22 protein-coding genes are annotated in these 23,726 nt (G+C 25.2%); 14 read left to right on the top strand and 8 right to left on the bottom strand.

Annotated elements, in window-relative coordinates; all coding sequences use genetic code 11:
* Window positions 1-16 precede the first annotated feature (16 nt).
* Complete coding sequence (locus tag IGS63_RS10330) at window positions 17-1,564, bottom strand: type I restriction-modification system subunit M (RefSeq protein WP_190614736.1); 1,548 nt, start codon at window positions 1,562-1,564, stop codon at window positions 17-19.
* A 345-nt stretch (window positions 1,565-1,909) separates the two neighbouring features.
* On the opposite strand from IGS63_RS10330, the gene epsC reads away from it, so the two are divergent.
* The 4 genes from epsC to uvrA all read left to right on the top strand — a co-directional run bounded on the left by epsC (window position 1,910) and on the right by uvrA (window position 6,927).
* Window positions 1,910-2,506, top strand: coding sequence for a serine O-acetyltransferase EpsC (gene epsC, locus IGS63_RS10325; protein ID WP_190614735.1), 597 nt, complete (start codon window positions 1,910-1,912; stop codon window positions 2,504-2,506).
* Between the two features lie 11 nt (window positions 2,507-2,517).
* The gene (gene cysK / locus IGS63_RS10320) at window positions 2,518-3,402 is read left to right on the top strand and encodes a cysteine synthase A (protein WP_190614733.1); all 885 of its coding nucleotides are present in this window, start codon (window positions 2,518-2,520) and stop codon (window positions 3,400-3,402) included.
* Between the two features lie 88 nt (window positions 3,403-3,490).
* A complete protein-coding gene (locus IGS63_RS10315; protein WP_190614731.1) occupies window positions 3,491-4,006 on the top strand; it encodes a hypothetical protein in 516 nt (171 codons plus the stop codon).
* Between the two features lie 92 nt (window positions 4,007-4,098).
* The gene (uvrA, locus tag IGS63_RS10310; protein WP_190614729.1) at window positions 4,099-6,927 is read left to right on the top strand and encodes an excinuclease ABC subunit UvrA; all 2,829 of its coding nucleotides are present in this window, start codon (window positions 4,099-4,101) and stop codon (window positions 6,925-6,927) included.
* Between the two features lie 21 nt (window positions 6,928-6,948).
* Here uvrA and IGS63_RS10305 read toward each other — a convergent pair whose 3' ends face one another.
* Genes IGS63_RS10305 through IGS63_RS10285 form a run of 5 tightly spaced genes read right to left on the bottom strand, consistent with a single transcriptional unit; the run spans window position 6,949 to window position 11,549 of the window.
* Window positions 6,949-7,476 carry a DUF402 domain-containing protein gene (locus IGS63_RS10305; RefSeq protein WP_190614727.1) on the bottom strand — a complete coding sequence of 176 codons (528 nt, stop codon included), beginning with the start codon at window positions 7,474-7,476 and terminating at the stop codon, window positions 6,949-6,951.
* 51 nt (window positions 7,477-7,527) lie between these two features.
* Window positions 7,528-8,766: a DUF1015 domain-containing protein gene (locus IGS63_RS10300; protein ID WP_190614725.1), complete on the bottom strand. Its 1,239-nt coding sequence runs from the start codon at window positions 8,764-8,766 to the stop codon at window positions 7,528-7,530.
* A gap of 2 nt (window positions 8,767-8,768) precedes the next feature.
* Window positions 8,769-9,197: an rRNA maturation RNase YbeY gene (gene ybeY / locus IGS63_RS10295; protein ID WP_190614723.1), complete on the bottom strand. Its 429-nt coding sequence runs from the start codon at window positions 9,195-9,197 to the stop codon at window positions 8,769-8,771.
* A gap of 5 nt (window positions 9,198-9,202) precedes the next feature.
* A complete protein-coding gene (locus IGS63_RS10290; protein WP_232521227.1) occupies window positions 9,203-10,591 on the bottom strand; it encodes an HDIG domain-containing metalloprotein in 1,389 nt (462 codons plus the stop codon).
* 1 nt (window position 10,592) lies between these two features.
* A complete protein-coding gene (locus IGS63_RS10285) occupies window positions 10,593-11,549 on the bottom strand; it encodes a PhoH family protein (RefSeq protein WP_232521225.1) in 957 nt (318 codons plus the stop codon).
* A gap of 88 nt (window positions 11,550-11,637) precedes the next feature.
* Here IGS63_RS10285 and IGS63_RS10280 point away from each other — a divergent pair, with 88 nt between their 5' ends.
* Genes IGS63_RS10280 through IGS63_RS10235 form a run of 10 tightly spaced genes read left to right on the top strand, consistent with a single transcriptional unit; the run spans window position 11,638 to window position 22,418 of the window.
* Window positions 11,638-12,843, top strand: coding sequence for a hypothetical protein (locus IGS63_RS10280; protein ID WP_190614714.1), 1,206 nt, complete (start codon window positions 11,638-11,640; stop codon window positions 12,841-12,843).
* Window positions 12,836-13,759, top strand: coding sequence for a hypothetical protein (locus tag IGS63_RS10275; RefSeq protein ID WP_190614713.1), 924 nt, complete (start codon window positions 12,836-12,838; stop codon window positions 13,757-13,759). Before IGS63_RS10280 ends, IGS63_RS10275 begins: the two co-directional genes overlap by 8 nt.
* Complete coding sequence (locus tag IGS63_RS10270) at window positions 13,756-14,421, top strand: hypothetical protein (protein ID WP_190614712.1); 666 nt, start codon at window positions 13,756-13,758, stop codon at window positions 14,419-14,421. Before IGS63_RS10275 ends, IGS63_RS10270 begins: the two co-directional genes overlap by 4 nt.
* Window positions 14,421-15,836 (top strand): GT4 family glycosyltransferase PelF, encoded by a 1,416-nt coding sequence (pelF, locus tag IGS63_RS10265; protein WP_232521223.1) that lies wholly within the window; start codon window positions 14,421-14,423, stop codon window positions 15,834-15,836. The genes IGS63_RS10270 and pelF overlap by 1 nt, the downstream gene beginning before the upstream one ends.
* Window positions 15,824-17,326 (top strand): exopolysaccharide Pel transporter PelG, encoded by a 1,503-nt coding sequence (gene pelG / locus IGS63_RS10260; protein ID WP_190614711.1) that lies wholly within the window; start codon window positions 15,824-15,826, stop codon window positions 17,324-17,326. Before pelF ends, pelG begins: the two co-directional genes overlap by 13 nt.
* Window positions 17,326-18,153, top strand: coding sequence for a ribosome biogenesis GTPase YlqF (gene ylqF, locus IGS63_RS10255; protein ID WP_190614710.1), 828 nt, complete (start codon window positions 17,326-17,328; stop codon window positions 18,151-18,153). The genes pelG and ylqF overlap by 1 nt, the downstream gene beginning before the upstream one ends.
* A complete protein-coding gene (locus IGS63_RS10250) occupies window positions 18,116-19,018 on the top strand; it encodes a phospholipase D-like domain-containing protein (RefSeq protein WP_190614709.1) in 903 nt (300 codons plus the stop codon). Before ylqF ends, IGS63_RS10250 begins: the two co-directional genes overlap by 38 nt.
* Window positions 19,018-20,754 carry an NAD+ synthase gene (locus tag IGS63_RS10245; RefSeq protein WP_190614708.1) on the top strand — a complete coding sequence of 579 codons (1,737 nt, stop codon included), beginning with the start codon at window positions 19,018-19,020 and terminating at the stop codon, window positions 20,752-20,754. The genes IGS63_RS10250 and IGS63_RS10245 overlap by 1 nt, the downstream gene beginning before the upstream one ends.
* A 1-nt stretch (window position 20,755) precedes the next feature.
* Entirely contained in the window at window positions 20,756-21,439 is a 684-nt protein-coding gene (locus IGS63_RS10240; RefSeq protein WP_190614707.1) for a hypothetical protein, read from the top strand.
* A gap of 31 nt (window positions 21,440-21,470) precedes the next feature.
* Window positions 21,471-22,418: an Rpn family recombination-promoting nuclease/putative transposase gene (locus IGS63_RS10235; RefSeq protein ID WP_190614706.1), complete on the top strand. Its 948-nt coding sequence runs from the start codon at window positions 21,471-21,473 to the stop codon at window positions 22,416-22,418.
* Window positions 22,419-22,469: 51 nt separating this feature from the next.
* Here IGS63_RS10235 and speE read toward each other — a convergent pair whose 3' ends face one another.
* Together speE and speD are read right to left on the bottom strand one after the other, a co-directional pair.
* Window positions 22,470-23,321 carry a polyamine aminopropyltransferase gene (speE, locus tag IGS63_RS10230; protein WP_190614705.1) on the bottom strand — a complete coding sequence of 284 codons (852 nt, stop codon included), beginning with the start codon at window positions 23,319-23,321 and terminating at the stop codon, window positions 22,470-22,472.
* On the bottom strand, window positions 23,321-23,719 hold the full coding sequence (gene speD, locus IGS63_RS10225; protein WP_190614703.1) for an adenosylmethionine decarboxylase: 399 nt from the start codon (window positions 23,717-23,719) through the stop codon (window positions 23,321-23,323). The genes speE and speD overlap by 1 nt, the downstream gene beginning before the upstream one ends.
* Window positions 23,720-23,726 lie beyond the last annotated feature (7 nt).

Raw genomic sequence — 23,726 nt, 5'->3', positions numbered from 1 at the left:
TTTAGATGGGGTACGCTTATGCTTCTATTTCCTCTACAATCTTATCAATTTCAGATCGCAATTTGTCTATCTTTTCTACTGTACTTTTTATCTCTTTATTTAATTCTTTTATATCAATAACTTCTCTTGTGTCTTTTGGTTCAACATAAGAACTAACAGATAGAGTATAATCTTCTTCAACTATTTTTTCATAATCAACAGATTTTGAAATATGTTTAATATCTTCTTTACTATCAAACGTTTCAATAATTTTTTCAATATGTTCATCTGTAAGTTTATTATTATTAGTTTCTTTTTTATAAAAATCTTCTCCACTAACATCAATAAACTGAATTTTATTATCTGTTTTGTGTTTAGATAAAACTAAAATATTAACAGCTATAGAAGTTCCAAAAAATAAGTTTGGAGCTAATGAAATAACAGTTTCTACAAAATTATTATCAACTAAATATTGTCTTATTTTTTTCTCCACTCCTCCACGATAAAATATACCTGGGAAAGTAACTATAGCAGCACGCCCTTTACTAGATAAATAATGTAGTGAATGAAGAATAAAAGCAAAATCAGCTTTAGATTTTGGTGCTAATACTCCAGCAGGTGCAAATCTTTCGTCATTAATAAGAGTTGGGTCATCTTTTCCAATCCATTTTATTGAATAAGGTGGATTAGACACAATTGCATCAAAAGGTTTTTCATCCTCAAACTGTGGGTCTATTAAAGTATTTCCTAAAGCAATATTAAATTTATCATAATTTATATTATGTAAAAACATATTCATACGAGCAAGATTATAAGTTGTATGATTAATTTCTTGACCATAAAAACCTTCTTGAATAATATGCTCATCAAATTGTTTTTTTGCTTGTAATAATAATGAACCTGAACCACAAGCAGGATCATAAATTTTATTAATAGTTTCTTGTTTATGAGTTGCTAATTTTGCTATAAGTTTAGATACACATTGAGGAGTAAAAAACTCTCCTCCTGATTTTCCTGCATTAGCAGCATAATTAGATATTAAAAATTCATATGCGTCACCAAAAAGGTCAATATTATTCTCTTCAAATTTTCCAAAGTTTAATTCTGCTACACCTTTAATTACAGCTGCTAAACGACTATTTTTATCCTTAACTGTATTTCCTAACCTATTACTTGTTGTATCAAAATCAGCAAAAAGTCCTTTAATATCCAATTCTGATGGATAACCATTTGCAGAATTTTCTATTGATGAAAATATATCAGCCAAATCCGTATTTAAATTTTCATTTGTATTGGCTGTTTTAGCAATATTAATAAATAATTGACTAGGATATATAAAATAACCCTTTGTTTTAATTGCATCATCTTTAATTTCTGGAGTAATAACATCGTCAGATAATTCAGCATAATTTATATTTTCATCGTCACCTTCAATATAGTTGGCAAAATTTTCACTAATAAAACGATAAAAAAGAGTTCCCAAAACATATTGTTTAAAATCCCATCCATCTACTGAACCACGGACATCATTAGCTATTTTCCATATTTGAGATTGTAATTCTGCTCTTTGAGCTGTGCTTGACATTTTTATACCTCCAAAACATGTATTTTTTATAATATTCCAAAAACTTTAATTCTATGTTTATTATACCATATTAATTATAACCTATTACTTTTCGCTTTAAATTCTTTTATCATTTTTAACTAAAAAAATATCCTTTAATCACAACAAATAAAAGTGTTTACATTCGTAAACACTTTTATTTAACAATTATAATCTATAATATTTTAAATACGATAAAATAGGTGGTGAAAGAAATGGGGTGCATTTTAGTTTAAAATATTTAAAGTTGTTTCATAATTCCTCAATATACGTCTGTTGATTTTTTATGTAAAATAATTAAAAATCAAATATTGGAGGCGTATATGCATGATTAAAATAATTAAGGATTTTTTTCACATTTTTAGATCAATAAACAAAGATTTGAATGAATTTATAAAGAAAGATCCAATAGCAACTTCTAAATTAAAAATATTTTTTATATCAACATCTTTACATGGGTTAATTTCTTATAGATTTTATAGTTTTTTTCATAAATATAAGATTTATATTTTATCTTATCCACTGTATGTTTTGTCAAAGATATTGTATTCAATGGATATACATCCATCAGCACAAATAGATGCTGGAGTTGTTATAGATCATGGTATAGGTGTTGTCATTGGTGAAACTGCAAAGATTGGTAGTGGTACTTTAATATATCATGGAGTTACTTTAGGAGCCAAAAAGGTTATGAAAGGCAAACGACATCCTGAAATAGGTAAAAATGTAACTATTGGAGCTGGTGCAAAGGTTCTTGGTAATATAATAATTGGAGATGATGTTGTTATTGGTTCAAATTCAGTTGTTTTAATGGATATACCAAGAAAAAGTTTAGTTGTTGGTATTCCTGCAAAGATTAAAAAGTTTAATTGCAATGCATCAAAGATGTTTGCTCTTTCTGAAAATACAAACTTTGTGATATAGGAGATGATAATATGATTATAAATGCGATAGGTACTACACCATTAATAACTCTTTCAAATATAATTGATCCTGGAAAAATATTTATTAAATTAGAAAAAAATAATGTGGCAGGTAGTGTTAAAGATAGACCAGCTTATTTTATGATAAGTGAAGCTGAAAAGTCTGGGAACTTAAAAAATAAAGTTATTATAGAGCCAACAAGTGGAAATACTGGTATTGCTCTTGCAGCAATAGGAAAAAGCAAAGGGTATAGAGTAATTCTAACTATGCCTGAAAGTATGAGCATAGAAAGAAGAAAAGTTTTGAAAGCTTATGGTGCTGAATTAGTTTTAACTCCTGCAGAAAAAGGTATGAAAGGAGCTATTGATAAAGCAATAAGTTTAACAAAAGAATATGATGCTTTTATGCCAAATCAATTTGAAAATCCAAATAATCCACTATCTCATGAATTAACAACTGGACCAGAAATATTGAAACAAATGAGCTTTAATATGGATGCATTTGTTGCTGGAGTTGGTACTGGAGGAACTATAAGCGGAGTTGGAAGAGTATTGAGAAAATATTTCCAAAATTGTGTTAAAATAGTAGCAGTAGAACCAAAAAATTCTTCTGTTATATCTGGAAATAATCCAGGAAAGCATAATATTCAAGGTATTGGAGCTGGTTTTATTCCAAGAAATTTAGATATTTCTTTAATTGATAATATAGTACAAGTAGAAGATGATGAAGCTTTTGAAATGAAAAAGAGATTGGCAAAAGAAGAAGGGTTGTTTTTAGGTATTTCATCTGCTGCTAATGTAGTTGCTTCTTTGAGAGTTTTAGAAAACATGAATGAAAATTCAAGAATAGTAACTATTTCTCCTGATTCTGGAGATAAGTATTTGAGTTTAATTTAAAATTTTTAGCATTTTTTTAGTAAATTTTTAGTAGTTTTTTATTTTTTTTTGTTATAATATTTTAGAAGTTCATATGAGGAGATGAAAAATGAAAAAACTACTTGTTACAATTTATATGTTTATAATAATAAATATTTTTAGTATATGTTTTGTAAATCCATTAGTTCCAATAACTCCAACAGTTCCAAATATAAAACCTGGTCAAATATCTGTGAGAGTTAAGATAAAACCTTGTAGATATTTTATGATGCAAGTTATTTATGATAAAACTTGTCCTTGGGGACTGAATACAACTATAAATTATGATAAAGATGATAAAGATAAAGATAAAGTATTTAAAGATAAAGTTAAATTGTATATGTATTCAAATGTGAATTTTAATTTGAAAATAACTACTGATTATGATGGCCCTGGAAATTTTTATTTAAAAGATAGATATCATGAGTATAAATTTAATTCAAATAAATCAATAGATTTTATTTTAAGAAAGGGAGTTTATAATTCAAATATAGAGTATAGGTTTTCTTATAAAAATAAAGAGTTTTATGATATAAAATCAGGAGAATATAATGGAAAAATATATGTAACAATGTACCCCGATTAAACCCAATTTTATGGTGGCTTTTGCCACCACTTTTTTTATTTTTATGATATAATATATATATAAGTATACTTTTTTATTTTGGAGGTAATTTTATGGATTTTATAAATGTAAGAGGTGCCCGAGAACATAATTTAAAAAATATAGATGTAAAAATTCCAAAAAACAAAATAACTGTAATAAGTGGTTTATCTGGTTCTGGAAAGTCAACTCTTGCCATGAATACAATATATGCTGAAGGACAAAGACGATATTTAGAATCTGTTTCTTCTTATGCAAGACAGTTTTTGGGTAATTTAAACAAACCAGATGTTGAATCTATTGAAGGACTTTCACCTGCAATAGCAATAGAACAAAAATCAGTGAGTCATAATCCACGTTCAACAGTTGGTACAGTAACTGAAATTTATGATTATATAAGAGTTTTATTTGCAAGAGTAGGAAAGGCTTATTGTCCATCTTGTGGAACAAAACTTGAACGTTCAACTGTTGATGAAATAGTTGATAATATTTATATTAATTTTGAAGAAGATTCGAGAATATATATTTTTTCTCCAATTGCCAAAGAAAAAAAGGGAGAATTTAAAAAAGAAATAGAAAGTATGAAACTTTCTGGATATAAAAAGGTTGAAGTTGATGGAATTTTATATGAATTAGAAGATTTAACAGAACTAAAAAAAACAAAGAGACATAATATAAACTTATTGATAGATAGAATGAAGCTAAAGAAAGATAATTTTGAAAGATTATATGAAAGTATTGAATTAGCTTTAAAAGAAGGAAATGGTTTCGTTAATATAAGAGAAATGAATATTGACGAAAAAACTTTAAAATCAATGGATTTTAGTGAAATGCTTGCTTGTCCAAAATGCGGATATAGTTTTCCCGAAATAACTCCAAAATTATTTTCATTTAATAGTCCGCATGGAGCGTGTACTGAATGTCATGGATTAGGATTTAAATTAGAAGTTGAACCTTCATATGTTTTTGACTTTAATAAATCAATAGATGAAGGTGCAATTTTAACTATGGGAAAAGATACTTATATGGCTGAAATGATGAAGCAAATAATAGAGTTTTATGGTGAAGCTTCAAACAAAAAGCTTTCAGAACTTCCTGAAGAAGTTTTAAACAAGCTTATGTATGGTACAAAAGAAAAAATATCCTTTGATGTATCTACTGAAAATGGAAAACATTATGTTTTTAAAAGAAAATTTGAAGGTCTTTTGAAGTGGTATGAGAGGCGTTATAAACAAACAGAATCTCCTGATATGCGTTCTTGGATGGAAAATAATGTTATGGTTCAAAGAACTTGTAATTCATGTAATGGAAAAAGATTAAATAAAGATGCTTTAAATGTTAGAATTGGTAAATATAATTTACATGATATAACGAATATGCCTTTAAATAAATTAAATAATTTATTGAATAAATTAGAATTTTCTGATTTTGAAAAAGAAATAATCGATGAGCTTCTTTTAGAAATAAAAAAAAGAGTTACATTTTTAGTTGATGTTGGCCTTGGGTATATATCTCTTTCAAGAACTTCAAGTACTTTATCTGGCGGTGAATCTCAAAGAGTAAGGCTTGCAACTCAAATTGGATCAGGTTTAACAGGAGTTACTTATGTTTTGGATGAACCTACTATAGGTCTTCATTCAAGAGATAATGATAGATTAATAAAAACTTTAAAAAAATTAAAAGATTTAGGAAATACAGTAATTATAGTAGAACACGATGAAGAAGTAATAAAATCTTCTGATTATCTTGTTGATCTAGGACCAAAAGCAGGTGTAAATGGTGGTGAGGTTGTTTATCAAGGTAGTACAAAAAGAGTTCTTAATGCTCCAGGAAAATCTTTAACAGCTCAATATGTTTCTGGAAAGAGAAAGGTTGAAATTTTTGAAAAAAATAGAGTTGACTTAAATAAAAGTATAAAAATACTTGGAGCCAAGCACAACAATTTAAAAGATATAGATGTTGAAATTCCTTTAGGAAAATTAGTTGTAGTTACAGGTGTTTCTGGTTCAGGAAAGTCTTCTTTAATAATGGATACATTATATCCTGCTCTTTTAAAAAAATTGAGAAAAACAAGAGCAAGGCACGGAGATTTTAAAGATATTATTGGCCTTGAAAATTTAGATAATATAATTTCTATTGATCAGTCGCCCATTGGCAGAACACCAAGAAGTAATCCTGCAACTTATACAAAAATTTTTGATACTATTAGAGATGTTTTTTCTCAAACACCTGAAGCAAGAATTCGTGGATATACAAAGGGAAGGTTTAGTTTTAATGTGAAAGGTGGTCGTTGTGAAGCTTGTGCTGGTCATGGTGTAATAAAAATAGATATGCAATTTTTATCTGATGTGTATGTTACTTGCGATGTATGTAAAGGTAAAAGATATAACAAAGAAACTTTAAAAGTAACTTATAAGGGGAAAAATATTTCTGATATTTTGAATATGACTGTAGATGAAGCAGCAGACTTTTTTAAAAATATCTCTTCAATAAAGAAAACTTTAAATTTATTACAAGAGGTTGGACTTGGATATATAAAATTAGGACAACCTGCAACTACATTGTCTGGGGGAGAAGCTCAAAGAATAAAGTTAACTTCAGAATTGAAAAAAAGAGATACAGGAAGAACTATCTATATTTTAGATGAACCAACAACGGGACTTCATTTTGAAGATGTTAGAAAATTAATTTCAGTTTTAAATTTATTGGTTGAAAAAGGTAATACTGTAATAATAATAGAACATAATTTAGATATAATAAAAAATGCTGATTATATAATAGATTTAGGACCAGAAGGTGGAGAAGATGGTGGTGAAATAATTGCAGTTGGTACTCCACAAGAAATAATTAAAAATCAAAAAAGTTATACTGGAAAATATTTAAAAGAATTAATAATAAAATGAATGTTTTTAATGAATGATTTTTTAGTCAATTAGCCATTCAATTACTTTTTTATTATAAAGTTCTTTTAATGTATTTAAAGGTCCATATTTATTAAAATCATTCATTAATTTTTCCATATTTATTAAAACTGTTTCTAATTCAAAAAAAGGAATTTTCCTTTTTAAAAAAGATTCTAATAATTCATCCATATCTAAAAGAGTATACTTTAAATCTTTTGTTATTATTATATCTAATTCTAAATCAAAAAATTCTATAAAATTTTTTTCGTATTTGTATTTTCCAAAATCCATATAAATTAAATAATTAGAGTATTTAGAATTTTTTTGAGGTATATCTTTATAACTAGATAACATATAAGGATAATGTGGATTAATTATTCTTTTTACGTATTCTACGTCATTATGAGAAGAAAGAGTTTTCCATTCTCTTTTAAAGCCATAAGAGTCATGATTGAAATTTCTAAATTCGGAAAAATCAAAGGTTTCTTTATTTTTTATTGTATTTATTTTTTCGGATTTTTCTTTTAAATTAAATGTATAACTTTTCATAATATACCTCCATAAAATTAATACAGGGCAAGCCCTGTATTAATTATTATATCATATTTTATGAATAACTAGTCCTGAACGTAATTTTGGTTCAAACCATGTTGATTTTGGTGGCATAACTTTATCAGCATCTGCTACATCTATTAATTGTTCGAGAGGTGTTGGATGCATTGAAAAAGCAACTTTCCAATCTTTATTATCTACCCATTCTTCAAGTACACCTATTCCTCTTATTCCTCCAAGAAAGTGTATTCTTGAATCTTTTCTTGGGTTTTTAATTCCTAAAATAGGGTCTAAAAGATAGTTTTGAAGTATATATACATCTAAAGCTTTTACTGGATCACTTTCATCAACTGTTTTTGGTTTTAGTATATACCATTTTTTATCTAAGTACATACCATATGTATGTAATTCTTTTGGAGAGTAAGGTGTTTCTTTTGTTTCTGTAATTTCGAAATTTTCAGAAATTTTTTCAATAAATTCATCTTTACTTAAGCCATTTAAATCTTTCACAACTCTATTGTAATCTAATACTCTTAATTCATCATGTGGGAAAATTGCTGCAAGGAAATAATTGTATTCTTCATTACCTACATGATTAGAATTTTTTTCTTTCATTAATTTTTGAGTTCTTGATGCTGCTGCTGCTCTATGATGTCCATCTGCTATGTATAATTTTTCTATATCTGAAAATGATTCTTGAATTTTTTTAACGTCTTCTTCATTATTTACTACCCATAATTCATGCCTTACTTCATTTTCATCTGTTAAATCATATTCTTTGTCATATTTTTCTAACATTTCAGATAAAATATTTTTTATAGTTTCTTTTGATTTAAAGGTTAAAAAAACTGGTCCACTTTGAGCACCTAATAATGTTATATGTCTTGTTCTATCGTCTTCTTTATCTTGTCTTGTTAGTTCGTGCTTTTTTATTAATCCTTTATCATATTCATCAACAGATACAGTTGCAAACAATCCTGTTTGAGATTGACCTCTCCAAGTTTCTCTATAAAGATAATATGCTGGAGTTTCATCTTGAAATATTATACCTTCTTTTTCAAAGTTTTTTAGATTTTCTCCTGCTCTTTTATAAACTTCATCAGAGTGAGGATCTGTACCTTCAGGGAATTCAACTTCTGCTCTTGTAACTTTTAAAAAGCTTTCTGGTTTTTTTGAAACAATTTCTTTTACTTCTGAATCTTCTAAAACATCATAAGGTGGACATGCAAAACTTTCAACTTTTTCTCCTGTTGGTCTTAATCCTTTAAAAGGTCTAACTATCGACAAAATTACTCGCCCCTTTCTACTAATTTTTTAAAATATTTATCTTGTTTTTCAAACATTATTTTTTTGTCTTCTTCATTTGTCTCATGATCATATCCAAGTATGTGTAAAATTCCATGTATAATATTATAATAAAATTCTTCTTCAAATGTATTATTAAAGGTAGGTGCTTGTTTTTCTATCTGTTCAGTCGATATAACTATATCACCGATTATTTGTTCATTCAAACCGTATTCAAATGAAAGAACGTCAGTTGGTCCTGTTTTATGCCTATAATTTTCATTATACTCTTTTATTCTCTCATTTTTTGTAATTAATATATTTAATTCAAAGTCTCCATCTTTAAATTCTTTTTCTATAATATACTTTGTTATATGTTTTATTAATTCTTCATTTATAATTTTTTCTTGTTCATTTATTATATTTATTTTCATCAAGTTCAACTCCTTAATTTGTCAACTTCTATTTTTGGATATTTAATTCTTTTATGATTCATTTCAAGCATAGTTCTTATTATTTGTCCTTTCATTTTTTTAAATTCTCTTAATGTTAATCCACAATCATCTAATTGTCCTTCTGCAAATAATGATTCAAGTAATTTATCTAATTTTTCATTTAAAATAGATGGTGTAATTTCTTTTAAAGATCTACTCATTGCTTCTGTTACATCACAAAACATCAATATAGCACTTTCCTTAAATTGAGGAATAGGTCCTGGGTACTTAAACATTTCTTTATCATATATTCCTGTTTCATCATAATACTTTTTAAAAAAGTATTGTTTTATACGTGTTCCTTGATGTTGAGCTATCATATCTTCAATTAAAATTGGTAATCTGTTTTTTTTAGCTAATTCAATACCATATACTATATGATTATTTAAAATTAATGAGCTCAATTTTGGTGAAATATTATTGTGTGGGTTTTCAGATTTTTGATTTTCTGTAAAATAAATGGGTTTCCAAATTTTTCCTATATCATGAAAGTATGATCCAACTCTTGCAAGAGTTGAATTACCTCCAATAGCTTCAGCTGCACTTTCAGCAATATTAGAAATAATCATACTATGATAATAAGTACCTGGAGCTCTCAAGGTTAATTTTTTTAATAAAGGATTATTTAAATTACCTAATTCAAGTAAGCCTATATTTGAATATACACGAGTAATATATTCAATAAAAGGTAAAATCCCCATTGTTATAAGTGTATTTATGAAGTTGCTTCCAATAAGTAAAAAAATATCTTCTGTAGTATGTTTATATTTAAATATATAAGTCAATAATATTTGTATTATACTTGAAATAAAAAAAGGAAAAATTATTTCTACTCTTCTATTTATTCCTTTTGAAAAATATGCTACAATGGCTGATGGAATAAATAAAAGTATCATATATTTTATATCAAATCCAAAAATCCCTCCAAAAAATATAGAAAAAGTTATAGCTGATATAATACCCGATTCAAAATCAATTAACATTGTTATCATTAATGTACTTAATATTCCAGAGACTGCAAAAATATTTACATATTTAAAAATAAACAAATTTATTAAAATATTTATAATTAGCGGAGTTAAAAAAGCTCCCCAATAATTTTTTCTATGCAATTTAAAAAGCCTTTTATAGCTCATAATTAACTCTATTACAAAGATCCATAATGATAGAAAAACTGTATTAAAAATAATTTGAAAACTAAAAGTTATTTGTTTCCATAAAAAAAATTCAGCTATAATAGATAAAAATATAAATAATAAACCTCTAAATATTTGTTCTCTATAATTAGGAATTTTTATTTCGGATAATTTTAAAAATTTTATTAATTTAATCATTTTAATTCTCCTTTTTGTTTTCATATATTTCATATGCCTGAATTATTTTTTTCACCATTGGGTTTCTAACTACATCGTTTTTATTTAAATAAGTTATTTTTATCTCTTCAATGTCTTTTAATATTTTTGTTATAGCAAGAAGTCCTGATTCTTTTTTCTTTTCTAAATCTATTTGTGTTATATCTCCTGTAACTACAACTTTAGAATTAAATCCAATTCTCGTTAAAAACATTTTCATTTGTTGATAAGTTGAATTTTGCGCTTCATCTAATATAACATAAGAATTATTTAAGGTTCTTCCTCTCATATATGCAAGTGGTACTATTTCAATTATACCTTTTTCTTTATATTGAATTAAATTTTCTGTTCCTATAAAGTCCATTAAAGAATCGTATAAGGGTTTTAAATATGGATCAATTTTATCATAAAGTGTTCCTGGTAAAAATCCTAATTTTTCTCCAGCTTCAACTGCAGGTCTTGTTAAAATTATTCTTTGTACTTCTCCCATCTTTAAGCTTTTAACTGCCATTGCAACTGCAAGATATGTTTTTCCAGTACCTGCTGGTCCAATTGAAAAAAGCATATCATATTTTTTTAAATTTTCTATATATTTTGCTTGTCCTTCTGTTTTTGCAGAAATTTTAACTCCATTTATTGTAGTATTAACTATATTTTTCATTGACATACTGTTTTTTTGAACTTGTTTAGATACTATATATATAAATTCACTCCATTCAATAGTTTTTTTTAATAATATTACATCTAAAACTTCCTTTATTATTTTTTCTACAGTTTTAAGTTCTTCTTTCTTATTAGAATTTATCAAAATATTTAAGTTTTCATACTTTATTTCAACATCAAAATATTTTTTGATATATCTTACTTTATTGTTGTGAACACCTAAAATTTCTACTGGTTCTATTCCATTTGGAATATTAACTTTAATGTTATATTTCAAGTTGTTTCCTCCTTAAATTTTGTGTTAAAATATTCATAATGGGGGTGATATTATTAAGAAAAATTACTATCTTTTTTTTGAAATTATTGTGCTTTCAACCATATTATTATTTATTGATTTATTTTTTATAAAAAGTAGCGCAGCTTATGTTGATATTTTTCCTAATCCTTATTTAATTATAGTTATTTATGCTGCTTCAAGGTATGGAACAGTATTTGGTTTTATTGATGCATTTATAAATATAATTTATATGTTTATATCTATTTTAACATATTATGGGTCGATTGATGAAATAAGTAAATCATTAGATAAATTAGATCTTTTTAAATATCCTATAATATATTTAATAATGGCTTTTATTTTTGGAATTTTAAAAGATATAGAAAATATAAGAAGTTTGAATTTAAAAAATCAAGTTAAAGAAAGAGAGCAAATAATAGATGACTTAAATAAATTAATTGAAGAACATCAAAATGCTATTGATAATTTAAAAGAAAAATTAACCATTGAAGATAAAGGTGTTTCAATGCTCGTTGAAAAACTTAGAAATGTTCATATAAATAAATTAGAAGATGTCTATAATGAAGGTGTAGAATTAATTTCTAATTTTATAGGTGCAGAAACTGTTTCAATTTATAATCTTGAACAAAATGGTTTTTTACGCCTAAAGGTAAGAAAAGGAAAAGGTTTATTGAGAAATTCTTTAATGCCAGATGATTCAATTGTTATTAAATATGCAATTAAAAATGATGTAGCAAATATAAATGTTATGTTTTTAACAGATGAAGAATCAAAAATAGATTTTGAACCTTCAATGGTTTCTGTAATTAAAAGTTTGGATAAAATAATAGGATTAGTAGTTGTTGAAAATATTGATGTTAATAAATTAAATAAAAATACAGAATCTTATTTAAGAATCGTTTCAGATTGGTTATCTTCAATGCTTTCATCTTCGTTAGCTATAAATAAAGAATTAGAAGTTGTTATGAAAAATGAGGATGGTACTATTAAAAATAATTATTATGAAAAATTTCTTGAAGATTATTTAACTAGATGGAATAAATTTAAAATGCCATTTTCTTATTTAAAAATAAAAGTAAATCTCAAAATAAGAAAAAAAATAATAAGTTCTAAAAGAGCTATGGATATAGTTTTTGAAGGTGAAGAAAATGAAAAACTTCAATTTATATTTGGTATTTGTGATAAAATAGGTCTTGAAAAAATTATAGAAAGATTTAAGGATATATATGGAGATGATGTTGAAATCCTTGAAAGGGGATCTTATAGTGAATAAAAACTTAAAAGTATCATTGTTATTGATATCTTTTGTATTTGGTTTTATGTCATTAATATTCTTTTTTGAAAGAGATTTTAATACAGTTTTTTTTATTTTCTTTTCAATGTACTTTATATTTTATATTATTTCTGGTATAAAGTTACTTGAAATTTTAGCACTTTTTCTATTTTTTCCTTATTTTCCTTTAATAAAAGTTTTTAGTATTTTACAAAAAGAAAAAAAATATGTTGAATATAAAATTGAAAAACCTATTTATTCTATATCAAAAAGTATAAAAACAGATGTTGTTGATACAACACCTCTTTCTGTTTTATCTAAATATGGAGATACAACTCAAAAAAAATCTAGTGTAAGACTTTTAGTAGAATTAATAAAATCTGAAAAAATAAATGTAAGTGAAAGCTTAAATGTTTTAAAAACTCTTCAAGAAGATGATCATCCTGATGTTGTAATGTATGCTTCAGATGCTATGACAGAGTTAGAAAATTTTTTTATAAGAAAAATAGAAAGTTTGAAGAAAAAATTAGATTCTCCTAATAACATCATATCCTATACAAATTATATAAAATATTATCTTTTATCTGGAATGGTTGGAGGTAACATAAAAAAAAGAATGTTATTAAATGCAAAAAAACTATTAAAAAATAAAATAAATCTTTTTCCAACAAGAGTCGATTTAATAGAACAATATGTTTTTTTTGTTGAACTTTCAGGAGAAAATTCTCTATTAATTATAGAAGATTTTTATAATAACTTTCCTGTTCAAAATTTATTAGAATTATTAATAATAACATCAATAAAGTATAGAAATTATTCTGTTTTGAAAAAATTTGCTAATATTTTTATTAAAAATGATTACAAAACAGAAAATGAAGTTATTCAATATCTTTTTGAATCGGGGGGAATATTGTGAAAAAAGATTATAAAGATAAAATTTTAATTTTTATATTAAAACCTAAAAATTTAACCTTTATACTTATGATTATAATTATATTAGTAATTGCATTAACGGGTAAAAATCTTAAACCTAATTTAACAGCAAGAGAAGCAAGTATTTTATCTCGTGATGAAGTTACTTTAATGCAAGATAAAAACAATCATGAAAATCTTATTAAAAAATTAGAAAACAGCATGACTTCTCAAAGAAATGTTGAAAGGTATAGTGCTAAGTATATTCAAACATTAAAAGAATATAGAAATATATTAATATATATAAAAAAAGAAAAATTCAAGGGATTTTTAGAAGATATAAGTGCAGAAATTGAAGAAACAGATATAAAATTAATAAACTTTTTTAAATTAAATATATCATATTTAATGGATGGATACAATTATTATACATCAGAACAAAAAAATATTTTATTAAAAGAAATTGCTATATCATCTCAAGATGAAAATATACTAAAATTTTTATATAAAAAACTCTCTTGGAAAGAAAAAGGGGAATTTTTAATTTATTTAAAGTTTTATAATAAAGAAGTTAAAGAATTAAAAGAGGATTTTTTACTAAAAGCAAAAAATAATATTCAAGATAATCTTTATGAATCTTTTAAAAATATATTGAGTGGTGATTAATGTTGAGAGTAGGAATCTTATTTGAAGGAACATTTCCATATGTTAGAGGTGGTGTTTCTTCATGGGGAAAAACTTTAATGAGTGGTTTAGATGACATAGAATTTACAGTTATACATGTAGGAGCAAATCCTGAAAGAAGATTACCAAAATATAAATTTTCAAAAAACATAAAAGATTTTTTTGAATTTTTTATCTTTTCAGATTATACTTATAATAAACCTCCATTAACTGATTCTATTGTAAAAGAAATTTCAGATAACATAATTTATCCTTTTGAAGAAAAATATATGAGTAGTAAGCTTTATGAAATTTTAAAAAGAAATAACAATATTGACTTTACAAAAATGTTTCAAATGAATTCTTATTGGGATGCAATTTTAAGTATGTATAAAAAATTTATACCTTATGAAAATTTTAATTATTATTATTGGAATACTCGTTCAATGTTAATACCTTTTTTAAATTCACTTACTATAGATATACCAGAATGCGATGTTTATCATTCAGTTACTACTGGATATGCTGGATTAATTGCATTAATGGCTTCTTTACGTTATAAAAAACCTTTTATAATAACTGAACATGGAATTTATCATAGAGAAAGGCAACTTGAACTTCTTAGATCAAAATGGGTTAAAGATGAATATAGAATGTCTTGGATTAAATTGTTTAATACAATAAGTGCTTTAACTTATAATAGTGCTTCTCTTGTAACAACATTATTTTATAAAAATCAACAGGTTGAAAAAGAGTTATGTTATGATCATTCTAAACTCGAACTAATCCCAAATGGTGTTGACTATAAAAAATTTGCTTCTATACAAAAAATAAAAAACGATATATTTACAATAGGTCTTGTTGGAAGAGTTGTAGAAATAAAAGATATAAAAACAGCATTAAAAGCTATAAAGGTAGTTAGTGAAAGTATAAAAATAAAATTTTATGTACTTGGACCTACAGATGAAGAACCAGATTATTTCAATGAATGTTTAGAAATGATTAATGTTTTAGAATTGGAAGGTATAGTTGAATTTACTGGAAATGTAAATGTTTTAGAATGGTATTCAAAATTAGATTTAGTATTATTATCCAGTGTTAGTGAAGGACAACCTTTAGTACTTTTAGAAGCTATGTCTGTTGGTATTCCTTGTATAGCTACAGATGTTGGCGCATGTTCTGAAATAATAAATGGAAGCGGAGTAGATGATGTAGAAGGTAAATGTGGTTATATTGTTAAATCAAAAGATTTTATGGATATGGCTAAAAAAATAATAAATATTTTTGAAGATGAAAAATTTTATAAAAATGCTTCTATTATCGGTAAAAAAAGAGTCGAAAAAAAATATAATTTACCCCAAATGTTAGAAAATTATAGAAATGCTTATAAGATGGTGGTGGAAAAATGGCAGGAATAGGCTTTAAGTTAAATAGAATGATGCAAAATGAAAGTATATCAGGAAATATACTTGCCTTTACATATTCAACTATAATTTCTGCTGGTCCTTGGATAATTACATCTTTTACACTTTATTTATTATTATCTAAAAACTTTTTTTTGAGTGCATTTAAAATTATAGCTAATATATCTAATTTTTTTGGAATTTCACTTATAAAAACAAATGCTTTTGAAAAAATAATCAATGATTATTTTAGTGTTGCATTAGTTTATAGCTTCGTTTTTTCAACATTAATTACTGGTGGAGTATTAATGGTTATTTCAAGAGTCATATCAGATAATATTTATTTAAAAAAATATGATAATATATTTTCTGATACTTTAAATATTATATTTTTTACCAATATAATAGCTTCTTTTTTAGCAATTATATTTTTTATATTCAATCCAAATTCACCTTTAGACTTTAAACTTTCATTTATATACTTGCTTGTTTCTCTGTGTACATTATGGATTTCGGCTGTTTCAGCTGTTTCAACAGATGATTATGGTAAGTATTTGATAGGTTTTGCTATTTCAGGATTTTCAAGTTTAATATTTGCATTTATATTTGGATATAATTATGGATATTCAGGTAGTATATTTGGATATGGACTTGGAATATCTGCTGGATCATCTTATATGCTTTATATAATTGGAAACAATTTTGGCTTTTCTTTTAACTTTGATTTCACTTGGTTTAATGGATTTAAAAAGTATTGGACAAACTTATTAATTGGAACTTTTTACTATTTTGCTCTTTGGATTGATGATTTAATGACTTGGTATTCAAACTATGGAAGAGGTTTTAAAAATATACAAGGCTTTAGACTTTCTTTTATTTATGACTCACCAATGTTTGTAGCTTATTTTAGTACAATTCCAACTATGGCTATGTTTGTTTTAGTTTTAGAAACTTATTTTTATAAAAAATATAAAACTTTTTATAATACAATAATAGAAGGTGGCTCTTATACAGAAATTGAATATGCCAAAAAAGATATGATTACAGAAATGAAATCAAATATTTCAATGGTTATAAAATTTCAATTAATTATAACTGTTATATTATTTTTGATAAATGAAATACTTGATATAATGGGAATGGTTACTATTTCAAGCCTTATATTAAGAATTGCAGTTGTTGGCGCATTTTTAAATGGTGTATACTTAATGATAACCTTATTACTTTTATACTTTGATTTTAGAAAAGAAGTAATTTATTTACATTTTATGACATTTTTAATAAATTTAATAAGTACACCAATAATTTTAAATATTTATGGAATAAATGGTATGGGATATGGTTACACTATTGCATTCTTAGTTGGAACTTATTTAGGTTATAATTTATTGTTAAAAAAATTAGATAAGATTATACAAATTGAATTTAATAGGCAAAAAACATCTATGCCAAAAGGATATGTCGTCGAATATGAAGACATAAAAAAATATGTGGAGGAAAAATAATGTGGTACCCAGGTCATATAGCTAAAACAAAAAGAGCAATAAAAGATAACATAAAAGCAGTTAGTGCAGTAATTGAATTAGTAGATTCAAGAATACCATATTCAAGTAGAGCTTATGAATATGCTAGTTTATTTAGAGATAAGAAAAAAATTATAATTTTTAATAAATACGATATATGTGAAATTGAAAAAACAAAAAAATGGATTAAAATTTATGAAAATAAAGGATACATAGTGAAAACTGTAAGTTTAAAAAGCATAAACATAAAAAATTTTTTGAAAAAAAATATTGCTAATGAAATTCCAGAAAAATTTAATGAACGTAGAGCTCTTGTGGTTGGTGCTCCAAATGTTGGTAAATCAACATTTATAAATAGTTTAAAGGGTAAAAAAACAACTTCTGTTGGTAATACTCCAGGAATAACACGTGGAGTTCAATGGATAAATGTAGATTCAAAAACAAAAATAATGGATACTCCAGGTATATTATTTCCTGAACTATACAATAAATCAATAGCATATAAATTAATTTTAGCTGGTTGTTTAAAGGCAGAAGATGATGAAGCAGATGATGCAGCTTTCTTTGCTTTTGATTATCTAAAAGAAAATAATCCAAAAATTTTAGAAAATTCTGTTGAGAATGGAAGTAAACTTGAAAATGCTTATGAGTTTATTGAAAATTTTGCAAAAAAAAGAAATTTTTTAAAAAAAGGTGGAATTGGAGATTATCAAAGAGGATTAAAAACATGGCTTAAAGAAATTTCAGATGGAAAATTGGGAAGAATAACTTATGAAATACCTGATGAATATGAAGAAATTAAAGTTTAATGTTTTTTTTCTATTAATTGCCATAAATTCTTATACTCAAATTTTTTACTCTGGAGAAATATTACAAGATTTTGTTAAAAATAAAATTGATTCTTCAAATAACATAGAGGTAGTTACTTTAACTATAAATAAAGAAATTTTATCAAAATTAAAAGATAAAAACTATACGATATATGCTGAAAGTACTTTAAATAATTCTCCTATGATAATTCTAGATAAAAATAAAGATGGCTATTTACATGAAAAATTTATGATATTTGACAATAAGAGTATATTATTTGGGACTGGAAATTTTACTGAAAGTGGTCTTAAAAATGATTTCAATGTTTTTATTTATACTAAAGATATAAAAATAGTTAATTTATTCAATTTAGAATTAAATAATTTTAAAAGAGGTTTATATGGAATAAAAAAAGAAAAAATTGATAAAAAAATAAATTCAAAAGAATTTGGAAATGTAGAATTTATAACCTCCCCATCAGAAACAATCTATAAAAAAATTATTAAAGAATTAAACACAGCAAAAAAATCTATAAATATTTTTACTTTTTCATTTACGGATCCTTTTTTACTAAAAGAATTAGAAAAGATTTCATCAAAAAATATAAAAATAAAAATATTATATGATGATTGGAATGAAAAATATTTATCTTCTATTAAATATATGAAAGGAATTGAGTTAAAAAAAAGAAATGATATACATGCAAAAATTATAGTAATAGATTCAAAAACATTAATAATTGGAAGTTATAATTATACTTATAGAGCAAGAGCAAAAAATGATGAATATATTTTAATAATTAAAAATAGAATAATTTCAGAAAAAATAAATAAAAAATTTCAAAATATGTTTAGAGGTGAATAATGAGAGTAAGAATTGCAATTTCTCAAATAAATCAAATCGTTGGAAATTATGAAGAAAATTACAAAAAAATTATAACTTCTATTGAAGAAGCACATAACAATAAATCAGATATAATAATTTTTCCAGAATTAACCTTAAATGGATATCCTCCAGAAGATTTAATTTTAAAAACTCAATATTTAAAAAAATCTAAACTCTATATAAATAAAATAATTGAATATTCAAAAAATAAAAATATTTTAATTGCATTTGGAGCAGTAGATTGGGATGTAGAAACATATAATTCAGCTTTTATTGTATACAATGGTCAATTAATATCTAAATACAAAAAGATGTTTTTACCAAACTATTCAGTTTTTGATGAAAAGAGATATTTTATTGCAGGGAATACACCTACAATGATTGAATTTAATGATATAAAAATTGGAATTACTATTTGTGAAGATATATGGGTTCCAAATGGCCCTGCTTTAGCTCTTGCACAAAATGGTGCAAATATAATATTAAATCTTTCTGCATCACCATTTTTTAAAGGGAAACAGAGTTCAAAGTTGGAAATGTTAAAAACCAGAGCATCTGAACTTTCTTGTTGGATTGCTTACTGTAATCTCATAGGTGGACAAGATGAGGTTGTTTTTGATGGAGGAAGTGCTATATTAAATCCTTATGGAGAAATAATGCAACAAGCACCTTTGTTTGAAGAAACTATTCTATATTATGATGTAGATCCTTATGAAACAACAAGAGCAAATTTAAGAGAAGGAAAGAGGAAACATTATAATAATAGTGTTTACAATAATATTAAAATAAAAAGTATAAATCATGAAGTATGCAAAAAAGAAAAATTAGATCAAAAAAATGAAAATCTTCCAGATATTTATACACAAATGTACATGGCTATAAAATGTGGAATAAAAGATTATGTTAAAAAGAATGGTTTTTCAAAAGTAGTTCTAGGATTAAGTGGTGGGATGGATTCCGCAATAGTTGCATCAATAGCCGTTGATGCACTTGGAAAAGATAATGTTTTTGGTATAATGATGCCATCTCAATATTCTTCTGAAGGAAGTATAGATGATTCAAAAGCACTTGCAGAAAATCTTGGAATAAAGACAACAATAGTACCTATAAAGGATATTTTTGATTCATTCATGGAAAAGTTAAATAAAGATTTTGAAGGAACAGAATTTAACACAACAGAAGAAAACATACAGGCAAGAATTAGAGGCGTTATAAATATGGCATTTTCAAATAAATTTGGTTATATGGTTTTAGCAACTGGAAATAAAAGTGAATCTGCAGTTGGATATTCTACTCTTTATGGAGATATGGCTGGTGGTTTTTCTCCAATAAAGGACTTATATAAAACGGAAGTATACAAAGTTGCTGAAAAATATAATGAATTACATAAATCAGAAATCATACCAAAAAACATATTTACAAAGGCTCCTTCTGCTGAATTACGTCCAGATCAAAAAGATCAAGATTCTTTACCAGATTATGATACACTCGATGCAATACTTTTTAGATATATAGATAGAGAAATGTCTTTTGATGAAATAGTTGAAGATAATTATGATAAAAATTTAGTTAAATTTGTAATTAGATTAGTAGATTTAAATGAATATAAAAGAAGGCAAGCTGCACCTGGAATAAAACTAACGGAAAGAAGTTTTGGGAAAGATAGAAGAATGCCTATAACAAACGGATATAAAGTATGGAAAGAAGGTGTTTAATGTGATCTCAAAAGAAGAAAAAGAAAACACTATAAAAAATTTTCTTAGTATACTTGGAATAATGGCAGTGATATATCTTTTATCATTTTTTGCTTGGCAAAGATATGAACTTCATTTAAAAAATAAAATACATTATCCATATGTTCAACTAAGAGATAGCGGTTATACAACAGTAAAATATTATCCATATAAATTTAAGAATACTAGTATAGAAATAAATTTAACTAATAAAATTAATATATACAATATTTCTACAAAATATGGAAATGGCGAAATAAAAACTTTTGATTCAAGATATTTCATTTTTGAAAATAGTAATTTTTCTATAATTGCTTATCCATCTTATGAATATAGAGGTCTTGAATATAAAGCTTTTTCTAAAAAAAAGGTATTAAATTTTATAATTATTCCTACAGAAGAAAAATTAAATAATATTTTTGAAATTCTAGAAACTTTAATTAAAGATAAAAAAAATGAATTAATAAAAGGAGAAAATAATTTAATAATAACTGGAAAAACAGCCTGCATAAAATATGAAGATGAAACTTATACTATACCAGAAGAAGTTTTAAAAGTTTTTAAAAGTAAAAATTATTATTATTTTTATGTATTAGAAAATAAGTTTAATAAAGTTTATATAGCTAATAAAACGCAAGAAAAAATTTATGAAATAATTTTGTTGTGATATAAGGAAGTATAGAGAGGAGGAAAGAATCATGTGTAGAATAAACCCAAGAGTAGATTTTGCATTCAAAAAGTTATTTGGTACGGAATCAAATAAACAATTATTAATAGACTTAATAAATTCAATAGTATCAGAAGAAGATAAAGTAAAGGACATAGAAATAAAAAATCCATACAATGAAAAAAACTTTAAAAATGATAAACTTTCAATATTAGATATAAAAGCAGTAGATCAAAAGGGACATTGGTACAATGTAGAAATGCAGATAATAGATCAAGAATATTATGATAAAAGAGCACTGTATTACTGGTCAAGAGTCTATTCAGGACAACTTTTTGCAGGAATAAACTATGATAATTTGAAAAAAACTATTAGTATAAACATATTAAACTTCAAATGTTTAGAAGAGGAAAATTATCATAATGTATACAAAATAGTAAATATGGAAAGCAAAAAAGAATTCATTGATCATTTAGAAATACATTTTATTGAGCTAGAAAAGTACGATGAAAAAATGAGTACCATGTTGGATAGATGGGTAAACTTTCTAAAAAAAGCTGATATATATGAAAAAGATAAATTACCAAAAGAATTAGAAGAAGTAGAAAGTATAAAAAAAGCTGTAGAATTATTGGATGAAATGTCATTAAATTATGAAGAACGAGAAAGCTATGAAGCAAGATTAAAGTGGCTTCGTGATGAAGAAGCTGCAATAAAAACAGCTGAAAATAAAGGTTTTAAAAAAGGTTTATCTAAGGGAATTGAACAGGGAATCGAACAAGGTATTGAACAAGGTATTGAACAAGGTATTGAACAAGGTATTGAACAAGGTATTGAACAAGGGATCGAACAGGGGATCGAACAAGGTAAAATGGAAATAGCTAAAAGTTTATTAGATATTTTAGATATAAAGACAATAGCTGAAAAAACAGGACTAACTGAAGAAATAATTAAAAAATTAAAAAACACTGATAGTTAAATTAAACAAATAATAAGAAATATCAATGGTTATTTAACCATTGATATTTTTTTATTTAATATTTATTAATTCTTTTACAAAATTAGGTAATGCAAACGAAGCAATATGAATACTTTCATTATAATACTTTAATTCTGATTCAAAAGCTTTAATCTTTTCTGGATTAAAATCTTTTATTGGATCTAATCCTTTTGATGCAAAGGTCCAAGTCCAAGTGCCTGGTGGATATTGTGGAACATATCCCATATATAAATTCGATACATTAAAAACATTAGAAATTCTATTGTAAGCTAATTTCAACCATTTTTTATGAAGGAACGGATCTTCGGTTTCAGCAGAAAAAACACCATTTTCTGTCATAGCTTCATAACAATCTTTATAAAATTCTTCAGTAAATAAAAGACCACCTTGACCTTCAGTTGGATCTGTTGAATCAATTATTATCACATCAAAATAATCTTTATATTTTTTTATCAACTTAGATCCATCTTCACAAATAATCTTTAATTTTGGATTATCAAATTCACAAGAAGTTGTAGGTAAAAATTCTTTAGCAACGTTTACAACATCTGAGTCTATTTCACACATAATAACATTCTCTACTGATGGATGTTTTAAAACCTCTCTTGAAGTTCCTCCATCTCCTCCACCTATTATCAATACATTCTTAGGATTAGGATGTATAAACATAGGAACATGAGTTATCATTTCATGATATATAAATTCATCTGATTCCCTTGTCATAGTAAGTCCATCAAGTGTAAAAACTCTTCCAAATTCAGGTGTTTCAAATACATCTATCCTTTGATATTTGCTTTGCGTTGAATATAAAAATTTATCTATTGTAAAAAAAATTCCAGAATTATTTCCTATATTGTATTCTTCAAATCTTAAATGATTCATTATTTCACCTCCACTTTATGCGGAGAATTTTCCGCTATTCCAATTTCACTATAAAGTCCTCTAAAATGTTCTGAAACTTGTGTTCTTGATGATGAAAAAGCTTCTTTTAAATATTCGAATGCTTTCCATGGATCAACATGATCACCACAGGTATATAAATCAATAGAAGCATATCCATATTCAGGCCAAGTATGAATTGCTAAATGTGATTCTGAAACAATAACAGCACCGCTAACTCCATGAGGTAAAAAACGATGAAACGTTGAAGTTACTATAGTAGCTCCTGTTTCTATTGTTGCTTTTTTCATATGATATTCTATTTTTTCGACATTGTCTAAAATGTCTTTATTGCATTCAAAAAATTCTGCAATTAAATGTTTTCCAAGAGATATTGCCATTTTTTAC

The sequence above is a fragment of the Tepiditoga spiralis genome, assembly GCF_014701195.1.
GTDB lineage: Bacteria > Thermotogota > Thermotogae > Petrotogales > Petrotogaceae > Tepiditoga > Tepiditoga spiralis.
The sequence above is the reverse complement of the archived record's forward strand: the minus strand, read 5'-3'. Positions and strand labels throughout refer to the sequence as shown.